Raw genomic sequence first — 10,802 nt, 5'->3', positions numbered from 1 at the left:
CCGCTTCATCAGCCTCTTGGTCGATGCTCACGGTGAAGCCTGCTGTATCACCTTCATCAACATTCGTTTGATCCGCCGCGATGCTCACCACAGGCGCGCTTTGTGCGTCGTTGATGGTCACTGCCGCACTGTCATTGGCCGCATCTACCGTCGCATCCGCACCGCTCACGCTGTCGATGCTAACTGTGAAGGATTCTGCTCCTTCGTAGATGCCGTCATTGATGGTCGTGATGTCTAGGTCCGCAGTCGTTGAGCCCGCTGGGATCGTCACGCTCGCAACGCCAGTGAAGTCACTGCCGTCTGCCGCCACACCGCTGTAGGTGAAGTTCACGACAACCGCTTCATCAGCCTCTTGGTCGATGCTCACGGTGAAGCCTGCTGTATCACCTTCATCAACATTCGTTTGATCCGCCGCGATGCTCACCACAGGCGCGCTTTGTGCGTCGTTGATGGTCACTGCCGCTGTCGCTATACCTATCGAGCCAAAATTACCCTCAACATTCACACTGAACGTCTCATCGCCTTCATACACGTCATCGTCTGTCGTCGCCACGCTCACTTTCAGCTCGGTCTGACCCGCTGGGATTGTGTAGCTGCCGTCATCGTTCAGTGTCACGATCGTCACACCATCAGCCAACGTCACTACCATGTTACCGATGTCGTCCGATTCAGCTGTATTAGCGCCTGCCGTTGAGCTCGTCAGGTTCACCGTCACTGCCGTGTCCGCCGCCTTATCTAGGCTCACGGTGAACTCGGCCGCTGAGCCTTCACTCACATTCACGGTTTCTGTGATGCTCACGCTCGGAACAGGACTAACCCCAACATCAACAGTAATAATATCCGTGCCACCCTGCCCATCGCTCACAATCACAGTAAAGCTATCGCTACCGTCATAGTTTTTGTCTGGGGTGTATGTCCAGTTGCCATTTTCATCGACGACTACAGAGCCATTCTCTGGTTCTGTGCCTTTACTGAACGTTAACTGATCGTTATCTGCGTCGGTTGCAGTGAGGGAACCGCTAACAGGGGTATCTTCATCTGTGGTGACAGAGACATCTTCACCGACAGGTAAGTCATTGACTGGAGTAACGCCGATATTAACGGTTATTCTGTCTGTGCCGCCTTGGCCGTCTGATACAACAACTGTAAAGCTATCGTTACCGTTGTAGTTTTCGTTGGGGGTATAAGTCCAATCACCATTTTCATCGACAACGACAGTACCGTTTGATGGTTCTGTAGCTTTACTGAATGACAGATCATCACCATCTTCGTCTGAAGCCGACAAAGTACCACTAACAGGTGTATCTTCATCTGTCGTAAAGGTGACGACGTCACTAGCTTCAGCATTGTTTGAATCAACAAAAGATGGATTGCTGTTTAAAGGCGTTGCTGCTTCAGTCAATGAACGATAAGCGTCAAGTAGGCTTAGGCTTTGAGTGCGAGATAAGCCCAATGATTCGAAACCCGTAGTAACGAACTCTGTACCAGGAATGGTTTCTTCACCATCACGTTCAATAGTTCCGCTAGAAGCCAAACTTGAACCGTTTTGACCAGCTGCCGTTGCGAACTCTTCACCTAGCTCGGTCGGGTCTTGACCTTCTTCTAATGCGGCAAAGATATTCGCAATATCTTGGTCGAGCTCAATTTCGCCTTCTTCTGATGAGAAGCGTTTTGTCGATACCTGAGGTTCATTGGACCCGTTCTGAGATTCAAGAACGACATCCCCTGCTTGTAGAGGTTGGCCTTCTTCTAAGACTTTAATCGTACCATCTACCGAGATAACAATGCGCTGGCCAAGTGCTAATGCACCACCCAAATTCAATGTTGTCATGTCCATATAAACCCCTAAAAAAGCATTTCTTGTCATTAACGTCAAAATAGTGACATTATATTTATAATATTAGTTAAAATATAACACTTAAAGTCATATAATTCCTAGTTATGAATCTAGTATTTAACAACTTGAGTGACAAGCTAATGACGGTGATCACATCGCATAACAATCTTAGTGCTCACACCAGTAATATAAGTTATTGTGTTTGCGGAAAATAATAGCTTTAAAAACGTAAGATTGACGTGTCTAAAAACACCATAAAACGCACGCTGATCGGTTAACATTCTGACAACTATTTGCGAACGCCAGCTTAGCGATCGTAATTTTTTTGGCGGTTCATCTAAATTTCATATATAACAGCATGAATTCAAGACTTAGATGCGAGCTAATTTTAGGGAGATGCACATTGAATAGGCTTCAAAAGACAACATTAGGGTTAGCTATATGTATGAGCTTACCGACGACAGCACAAACCCTAGAGCAAGCCGTTGCGTTCACTTTAGAAAGTAATCCTGAAATCAAAAGTGCTTATAATGAATATGTCAGTAAGCGATATCTTAATGATGCTTCTGGTGGTGCTTATCGTCCAAGTATAGACTTGGATGGAGGTATTGGTTACGAGCATACCGATCTAGCAACTAACTCAAGCACGACCGATCTGACTCGGAAAGAAGCGACAATTACGCTAACTCAGCTTATCTGGGATGGGGCTAATACATCGAATGATATTGACCGTACTGCGGCTGATGCGGAATCAGTGCGTTATCAATTGATATCTAATGCTCAAGATATCGCATTAGAAGTGACCAAGGTTTATCTCGATGCGGTAAAAGCTTATGAAGTGCTTTCACTCTCTGAAAACAACCTCGCAACCCACAAAAAAATATACAATGATATTCGCAAGCGTGTTGAGTCAGGTATTGGCTCAACGGCAGATATGTCACAGGTAGAAGCACGTATTGCTAAAGCACACGGTAATTTACTTGCGGCGCAAAACAACCTTTTTGACACTCATACGCAATTCAAAAGGCTTGTGGGTCAATCTCCGTTAGGGTTAACCTTCCCTCGTGCAGATGCAGGCGCTATCCCTTACACGGTTGATGGTGCATTAGCAAAAGCGTTTAATCAGCACCCAGTAATTAAGATTGCACAAGCCGATGTAGACTCAGCGAAATTTCAATACAAACAATCTAAGAGCACTAATTACCCAACGGTTTCTTTTGAAGCCGCTCAAACCTGGCGCGATGATGCCGGTGGCACTCCAGGCAGCAGTGACGAGTTTTCTGCGATGGTTCGTTTAAGATACAACCTTTACAACGGCGGTTCAGACCAAGACCGTGCAGAAAGTGCCGCTTATCAACTAAACAAAGCGAAAGACCTCCGCGAGAGTACTTACCGTAATGTAGAAGAGAGCTTACGCCTTTCATGGAGCGCACTTGATTTAACCGTTCAACAGAAAGAGTTTTTATCTGACCACGTAGACTCGGCATCAGACACCGTTATCTCTTATGAGAAACAATACCGTATCGGTAAACGTACCCTTCTCGATTTGCTTAACACCGAGAACGAACTATTCGAAGCCCGTAAGGGCTATCTGGATGCCAAGTACGACGAACAATACGCGAAGTACCGAGTAATGAATGCAACAGGAAACCTGTTAACTGGGTTACGCGTCGAAACCCCTCAAGAATGGAATGAAAAGGTAGAATACTAATGAAGCTGATAAAGACTGTATTTCCGCTTTGTCTCATGATTGTCTCTGCCAACGTTTTAGCTGAAACAAGCAATGAAGAATTTGAATATCGGGCTCTTCCAGACATCACGCAAATTTATGATCTCGAAGATGATGATAATGACGGCGTAATTAACGCGCGAGATCTATGTCCCGATACGCAAATTGGTGCAGAGATCGATAACGACGGTTGTGGTTCATATTTTGAATCGTCAGAAAAGAAAGAGCTCCACATACTCTTTGCTAATAACTCTACGGAAATTAACCCTGTTTTCCTAGGGCAGATACGCCAGATGGCTGCGTTTTTGAAGCGTTACGAGGGTACATCGATTGAGTTGCAAGGTTATGCCAGTAAAGTGGGCAATGCGAAACACAATTTAAAACTGTCAAAAGAGCGAGCATCCCACGTAAGGCGTGCCCTTATCAGTAATGGTATTCAACCATCTCGAGTCAATATCGTGGGTCATGGCGACTCTGAATTCAGCAGTGATGACAGCCAAATTAATCACGCACTACATCGAAAAGTTGTTGCTTCCGTTGTTGGATTTAAAGGCAACATCAAAGAAGAGTGGCACATCTTCACCAAAATAAAAAAGTAGGCTCTATCCTGCGCTTACCATACTGAAACGTGATCTTTAGTTAACGTTTCAGTATGGTGATAATTCCTTGAATAGCATGTACCTAAGCCGTCTATAATGTTAATCTTGCCTCGTTATCAACATAGAGAATTAATCCATGAGCAAACTAACAGCTGATACTCAAGCAAATCTAGAACTTTTCGTTTCTGAAACACAAGAAACTAAACTGGTATGGGGCCTTCGCAATGAAGAAGGTTGGCTAGCATGTGACTCAAGTGAATTCGAAAGCAGCGAAGTGATGCCTTTTTGGTCTTCAATAGAAGATGCTCAGACTCACAACGTTGAAGAGTGGGCTGACTTCGAAGTATTAGAAATTCCACTAGATATCTTTGTAGAAGATTGGTTACTGACTCTAGCTGAAGACGGCGTTCTTGTTGGTATTAACTGGAATGCAACATTAGAAGGCAAAGAACTTGAGCCTTCTGACCTAGCGAAATTATACATCTAATTTCCGATATCGGTCGTGCGAACAGTACGACCGATACACCTCTGATAAATATCAACAAATTAGAGACTTACCTCGCATAACCTCCTACCCATACCATTCAAAATTTGAAGCAACATCAAACTAATAATAGAATATCGTTCTTTATCTGATAGATAGTTTCTTGTGACTCACTCTGTTTTTATTACCCTTCTACTGTTCATTAGCTTTTATTCTCATGGCCAAGTATCAACACAAGATCGTCACCAGGACTCTCCTTTCAACTCATCTAATTTGGATTCAAACACGACTCCAAATACTGATTGGAATGCACTCTATCTCTCGACTCTAACTCATTCCCCATCGCGCGCATTAAACATGCTGCAAACACGATATACTAGCTCAACAACATACGGGGATAAGCTTTACCTTTCATCTCTGTTATACCAATACATGAGCCACCGAGATCAACCGTTCTATGGAATCGCTTCAAACGACAGTGAGTACCAAGCAATTGAACAAACGTTTATTTCTGCATTAATGAAAGATGGCCAAGGCCAATATGAGGAAGCGCAACAAAGCTTTCTGACACTATTGGCGAAGATGCAATCACGCAGTGATTTGACTGGAAGAGCCCTGCTAAAATACCAGCTATGCCGGTCGCTTAACGAGCAAGCTAAATATCATCAAGCGAACTATTACTGTTCTGCGCTTCAATCAGATTTACATAATATCGCTGACCCTGTGTTACCAAAGTTTGGTACTTATCGAGTCATCGCTAACAATCACCATTTCCGTAGTGACTATCAAGCTGCGCTAGATACCTACCTATCACTGATAAACGTGTTCCCACAAGGACATGACATTTCGGGGATCTATAACGATGTGGGTAATTTACTCAAAGAGTTAAAGCAATATGAAAAATCGGCAGAGTACCTCAAGGAAGCACTCACACTAAGAGAAAGTGCTTCTGATTTGATGAAAGCACAAGTGCATCATAGCCTTGCAGATCTCTACCTTAACCAAGAGCAAAGTGACTTAGCAATTAACCACTTTCAAACAGCAAGAACACTGCTGAGCTCATCTTCACATAGCTACGGTATCGCACTAACAAGTCTTGGCTTAGGAAAAGCTTACACTCAAATTAGGGACTATGACTTGGCAAGAGGTTACTTAGTCAACTCTCTGTCAGCTTCGAATGAATTGAGTAACGACGTCATTCGTATTAACGCTTACTTGGCGATAAGCGATATGTTCGAAGAGCAAAAGCTGACAAACGAGGCGCTCAATTATGCTCAGCAAGCTCTAGAAGTATCCGAGCAAGTCACAAGACACAAGTACATCGCTCAGTCACTCTTGCAGCTTTCCGATCTTCATCAAGCGCTCAGCGATTACCAACAAGCTTTCTATTTCTACCAGCGATACTCATCTATACAAATTGAAACACGCGATATCGATAACAGGTTAGCTTTTGAAGCACTAGACCTGACCCACGCTAAATATGAGCAAGAATTGGAAAATTCTTTCCTGATAAATCAGACAAAGCTCGACCGCGTTCAAATTGAAAAAATGGAACATCAAAGATGGTTGTACAACGTCATTGTTATTCTGTTGCTGTGCGCCGCAAGCTTTACGGTATTAGCAAACAAAACGATTCGCGCAAAAGCTTCCATCGATGCTATGACGAAAGCGTATGGCCGGACCGAGATCATACGAAGAATCAAAAGAGTCAGACGCTGTAAAGGAACGGACAAGCAACATGTCCTCGTTCTGCTCGATCTGGATAGATTCAAGAAGATCAATGATGAACATGGACACCCTACCGGTGATAGAGCGCTCGTCCATATTAGTCAGCAAATACGAAAACACTTAATGAATGACGAATTATTGGGTCGCTTAGGAGGCGAAGAATTTCTCATCATGCTAACCAATACCAAGCCTGTAGACGTGCGAGAGCGCGTCGAAGAGCTACATTACGCCATATCAAGCACCGTCTTCTTAACAGAAAGCAAAAAGCCACTTAATGTAACCGCGAGTTTTGCTTATCTAGCAACCTCAAACGCATTAAGTGACTTTGATGACTTGTACTCTGTGCTTGACCAAGCACTGTATCAAGCAAAGAGCAACGGCCGAAACTGCATCATTGATGCTTACAACGAACCAATTGATTGACCTGAGGTTATTTATTCTCAGTCTGTTTGCGAACCAACTCAGCCATAATACCTTCACGATCACCTAAGTAATCGTTAAGGCCAACTTTACGCAGTTCACACGCTGGGCAATCGCCACAACCATCACCGATGATGCCATTGTAACAAGTCAGTGTTTTATTGCGAACAAGCTCAAGTGCTGAGTACTGGTCGGCCAACGCCCATGTTTCAGCTTTGTTCAGCCACATCAGTGGTGTTTTAATATCAAGCTTCTTGTCCATGCCCTGTACAAGCGCAGAATTCATCGCTTTTACAAAATCATTGCGACAATCAGGATAACCAGAGAAATCTGTTTCACACACACCAGTAATCACAGTTTCAGCACCGATTTGGTACGCGTAAATACCGGCCAGTGTTAAGAAAAGAATATTACGACCAGGAACGAACGAGTTTGGCAATCCATTCTCTTGTAGCTCATGTGATACAGGGATGTCATCACGAGTTAGAGAGCTGATAGCCAGTTCATTCAACAGAGTCACATCCATCACTTTGTGCGCTTTCACACCAAGCTCTTTCGACAACGACTCCGCAACTTCAATCTCGAGTCTATGGCGCTGACCATAGTCAAACGTAATCGCATGAACTTCATCATACTCTTTTAAAGCTTGAACAAGACACGTTGTTGAGTCTTGACCACCACTGAATACTACGACTGCTTTTTTCATCTTAAATCCTTACGAGAATCTTCTACTAGCGACTTATCTAGGCCAGTAAACAAATGCAACCTATGCGATGCTCAAATATTTGTGAGTTTGAATAGATAAACGCCAGTTACGTTCAATACAGGTATCAATACACAGTTGCGTTGCACGTTCTTTTTGGCTAATAGGTTGAAGTGCAATGACTGTATTTTCAGGAACATCGGCTCTAGCAATAAGAGCATCTAGTTGCTCGATATCTTTACCTGTACCAACAGGGTGCTTGATTTCATTCGCACGAACGAGTGCGCTATCAAGGATATCCAATTTGGCTTTCATTGCGACTTTTGGTGACACCGTAACCCAAGTGTCCGGTGTGGCTTTTACTTCTGATGTTCCGCTGGTCTCAATCTGACAGCGACAACCGTGCTGCTCAAATGCTTCAGTAAGAGGGACAAGATCATAGATGCATGGCTCACCACCAGTAATCACAATGTGCTTCGCGGTGTAACCTTGCTTGATATATTCATTCACGATTCCTTGCGCATCGATTGCAGACCAAGTCGGTGAATCCTCTGTCTTAACCACAATATCGCCAAGGCTCGTTTCATCTTCCGGCAACGCTTCCCAAGTCTGTTTGGTATCACACCAAGAACAGCCTACAGGGCAAATTTGCAGTCGAACAAAAACAGCAGGAACGCCGGTAAATACGCCCTCGCCCTGGATGGTTTCAAACATTTCATTAATCTTGTACAACTTACCCTCAGCTCAATCATTTGATGAAATTAATCAACCGCAGACCTTAAAGCACTTGCCTCTTTTGGTCAAACAAATGAGTACTGATAAATGAGTTGATCAAAGCCCTAGCCTGAACTTTCAAGTTCCCTTATCCTTTCGCCCATTAGATTTCGTTAGCTTTTAATTTTTTAGTAAGGAACAACATGTACAAACTGATTGCTCTTGATATGGATGGCACACTGCTCAACAGTGATAAAGTAATTTCTCAAGAGAACAAAGACGCGATTGCCAAAGCACGCGCTGCAGGTGTGAAAGTGGTTCTGGCTTCTGGTCGTCCTTTAGAAGGCATGCAGAGTAAGTTAGACGAGCTTTCAATCAACGGCGAAGATGACTTTGTGCTCTTCTACAACGGCTCTATGGTTCAAAACGTCTCTACAAAAGAACTCATTCACAGTGAGATCAGCAATGGTAAAGCCGCGAAAGAGATCGCAGCCCTCGCTGTACAGCTTGGCGGTTATGTTCATGCATTCAGCAAGATTCATGGCTTAATCACGCCTGAAAACAATGACTACACAGCTATTGAAGCGCGTATTAATGGCTTAGAGATTACCGAGTTCGACTTTTCTCAACTAGAAGACGACCACGAAATCATCAAAACTATGATTGTCGCAGAACCAAGCAAGCTGACTGAAATCATCGGCAAGTTGCCACAAGAGCTTAAGGCTCAATTTACTATCGTGCAAAGTGCACCATTCTTCTTAGAGTTCCTAAACCCGAATTCAAACAAGGGTGTCGGTATTGAGGCGATAGCTAAGCACTTGGGTATTACAGCAGAAGAAGTAATCTGCATGGGTGACGCTGAAAACGATCATCATATGCTTGAATACGCTGGCCTTGGCATTGCAATGGAAAACGCAATGGAAGAAACCAAAAAACTGGCGGATCACATCACAGCGAGCAACGACGACCATGGTGTAGCGGTCGCGATTGAGAAGTTTATCTTCAACTCATAAACGCTCAGCAGCTATAGTGAGAATTACTTTTTGCTTGTGGCACAAATGACAAAGGCTGTGCACTGCACAGCCTTTTTTGATTTTATATTATTCGGTTCGCCTACTCTCTTTTCCATGGCAGACGAAACGCCACTACACCAAATAGAATCAAGATTGGGAAACGTAAGGTCTCAACGATAAATGAAGCGATGCCACTGAATGAGACGAAACTTCCTGCCCAGCTAATCAGCAGATTCCCCGCTAACAACATCGCCATCACTCCAAATACAATCTTGAATGAGAACTGGCCGACCAAAGGCTTCGAATCCGTTAACGTTACTAAGCATGCAATCGTCATCAAAATTGCTACCCAGAAAGAGAATGTTGGCAGTGGCCATATAACCGTGAGAACAATCGACAGTAAGCACAATGCCCACCAGACACCTTTAGAGCTTAATAAGGCACTAATATCAACATCAGGTTTCGCATCTAACCTTACGATATGCCAAGTCGTTAACGCGCCCAATACGCCTCCCATTAATACATCACTAAAGAACGCACTGCCTGAATAAGACGTAAATAGCATAATCCACAGTAGGCCCGCGAGCACTATCAAAATCGATTTTTGATCCAAGAGGCGCTTTAGTTTCCAAAAGACTAACAAGGTTAAACTCACCCACAAGCCAGCCAATAAACTTGGAAAGCTATAGCCACTGCTCATCACTAGCTTCAATGTTGGCAAGTAAGCATGCGGACGTGGAAAACCAAACCCTTGATGGGCGATTAAAGTGAGCAATGTCACCGAGATCAAAGTGAAGCCAAACTTCAACGCGAAGTTACGGCCAAAATGCCAAGCAATTAGCGGCAATATCACGATGAAAACCCATGGCTTCGCTAACGAGTCAGTTAAAAGTACAGTATTCGCAAACACGCTTGGCATCTTATCGAACGCGTTTTGAAGCGACACAATCCAATTTAATTCAACTTGATGGACTTTCGGTGCCGCGCCCACCAGCTCAGTCACATACGTCACAGGTTGATCTGTCGCGGATAGAAAGAATTCGTTAATCTCAGACCATTGCTCTGGGTAACGGTATTGATTGGCTTGCAACTCAGTAGGTGGCAATAACATCGCGCGACTGACTTCCACACCATAATGAGGAGCAAACCAGATTGGTAGCTCAAAGCCACCTAACTCATTTCGAGCTTTGTAACTGATCACTTCAGAGTCAGAGACACAATCATACACAACGGCACTGTCGGTATATCCCAACACATCACCGACTGTCACGGACAAGCCCGCCTCTTCCCAAGTTTCTCGTTGCGCCGCGACCGATGGCGGCTCACCAGAAACCACAGTGCCTCCCGGTAGAGACAATTGCCCCGTGATCAATTCATCAACCAATACGATTTGGTTATCGGCACGTACTACACACAAGGCGCCCGCGATATGATCGGGCAAAGTGTTGCTTGCCCAAGCGGAAGTAGTACTTAAAAGAGATAATATGAAAACTAATAAATGTCGAATAGCCAACGAGTTTACCTAAAAATAAGAGAAAAAGTTAAAGACTGCTCTAGTGTAATCAAACACGCACA

General features: G+C 44.1%; 9 protein-coding genes. 5 read left to right on the top strand and 4 right to left on the bottom strand.

Translation table 11 applies throughout. The features are described from left to right. On the bottom strand, nucleotides 1-1,837 hold a 1,837-nt coding region (locus L3V35_RS16160; RefSeq protein WP_237300278.1), incomplete at its 3' end, for an Ig-like domain-containing protein. Between the two features lie 403 nt (nucleotides 1,838-2,240). Here L3V35_RS16160 and L3V35_RS16155 point away from each other — a divergent pair. The 4 genes from L3V35_RS16155 to L3V35_RS16140 all read left to right on the top strand — a co-directional run bounded on the left by L3V35_RS16155 (nucleotide 2,241) and on the right by L3V35_RS16140 (nucleotide 6,800). Further along, on the top strand, nucleotides 2,241-3,548 hold the full coding sequence (locus L3V35_RS16155) for a TolC family outer membrane protein (protein WP_081009007.1): 1,308 nt from the start codon (nucleotides 2,241-2,243) through the stop codon (nucleotides 3,546-3,548). Continuing rightward, nucleotides 3,548-4,165, top strand: a complete 618-nt coding sequence (locus L3V35_RS16150) for an OmpA family protein (protein ID WP_102495764.1) — start codon at nucleotides 3,548-3,550, stop codon at nucleotides 4,163-4,165. The genes L3V35_RS16155 and L3V35_RS16150 overlap by 1 nt, the downstream gene beginning before the upstream one ends. A gap of 136 nt (nucleotides 4,166-4,301) precedes the next feature. Beyond that, complete coding sequence (locus L3V35_RS16145) at nucleotides 4,302-4,652, top strand: DUF2750 domain-containing protein (RefSeq protein WP_054547699.1); 351 nt, start codon at nucleotides 4,302-4,304, stop codon at nucleotides 4,650-4,652. Nucleotides 4,653-4,814: 162 nt separating this feature from the next. After that, nucleotides 4,815-6,800 carry a diguanylate cyclase gene (locus tag L3V35_RS16140; RefSeq protein ID WP_054547698.1) on the top strand — a complete coding sequence of 662 codons (1,986 nt, stop codon included), beginning with the start codon at nucleotides 4,815-4,817 and terminating at the stop codon, nucleotides 6,798-6,800. 7 nt (nucleotides 6,801-6,807) lie between these two features. On the opposite strand, the gene queC is transcribed toward L3V35_RS16140, so the two are convergent. Both queC and queE read right to left on the bottom strand, forming a co-directional pair. Further along, nucleotides 6,808-7,503, bottom strand: coding sequence for a 7-cyano-7-deazaguanine synthase QueC (gene queC / locus L3V35_RS16135; RefSeq protein WP_054547697.1), 696 nt, complete (start codon nucleotides 7,501-7,503; stop codon nucleotides 6,808-6,810). A gap of 60 nt (nucleotides 7,504-7,563) precedes the next feature. After that, a complete protein-coding gene (gene queE, locus L3V35_RS16130; protein ID WP_346730173.1) occupies nucleotides 7,564-8,232 on the bottom strand; it encodes a 7-carboxy-7-deazaguanine synthase QueE in 669 nt (222 codons plus the stop codon). Between the two features lie 185 nt (nucleotides 8,233-8,417). Here queE and L3V35_RS16125 point away from each other — a divergent pair, with 185 nt between their 5' ends. Next, nucleotides 8,418-9,227, top strand: a complete 810-nt coding sequence (locus L3V35_RS16125) for a Cof-type HAD-IIB family hydrolase (protein WP_054547696.1) — start codon at nucleotides 8,418-8,420, stop codon at nucleotides 9,225-9,227. A 100-nt stretch (nucleotides 9,228-9,327) separates the two neighbouring features. Here the strand turns inward: L3V35_RS16125 and L3V35_RS16120 are convergent, their stop codons facing one another. Next, the gene (locus tag L3V35_RS16120) at nucleotides 9,328-10,740 is read right to left on the bottom strand and encodes a phosphatase PAP2 family protein (protein ID WP_054547695.1); all 1,413 of its coding nucleotides are present in this window, start codon (nucleotides 10,738-10,740) and stop codon (nucleotides 9,328-9,330) included. Nucleotides 10,741-10,802: the final 62 nt, after the last annotated feature.

This window comes from Vibrio sp. L5-1 (genome assembly GCF_021728315.1).
Classification (GTDB): domain Bacteria; phylum Pseudomonadota; class Gammaproteobacteria; order Enterobacterales; family Vibrionaceae; genus Vibrio; species Vibrio splendidus_K.
Note: the sequence above shows the minus strand (reverse complement) of the source record. Positions and strands in the feature narration are given on the sequence as shown.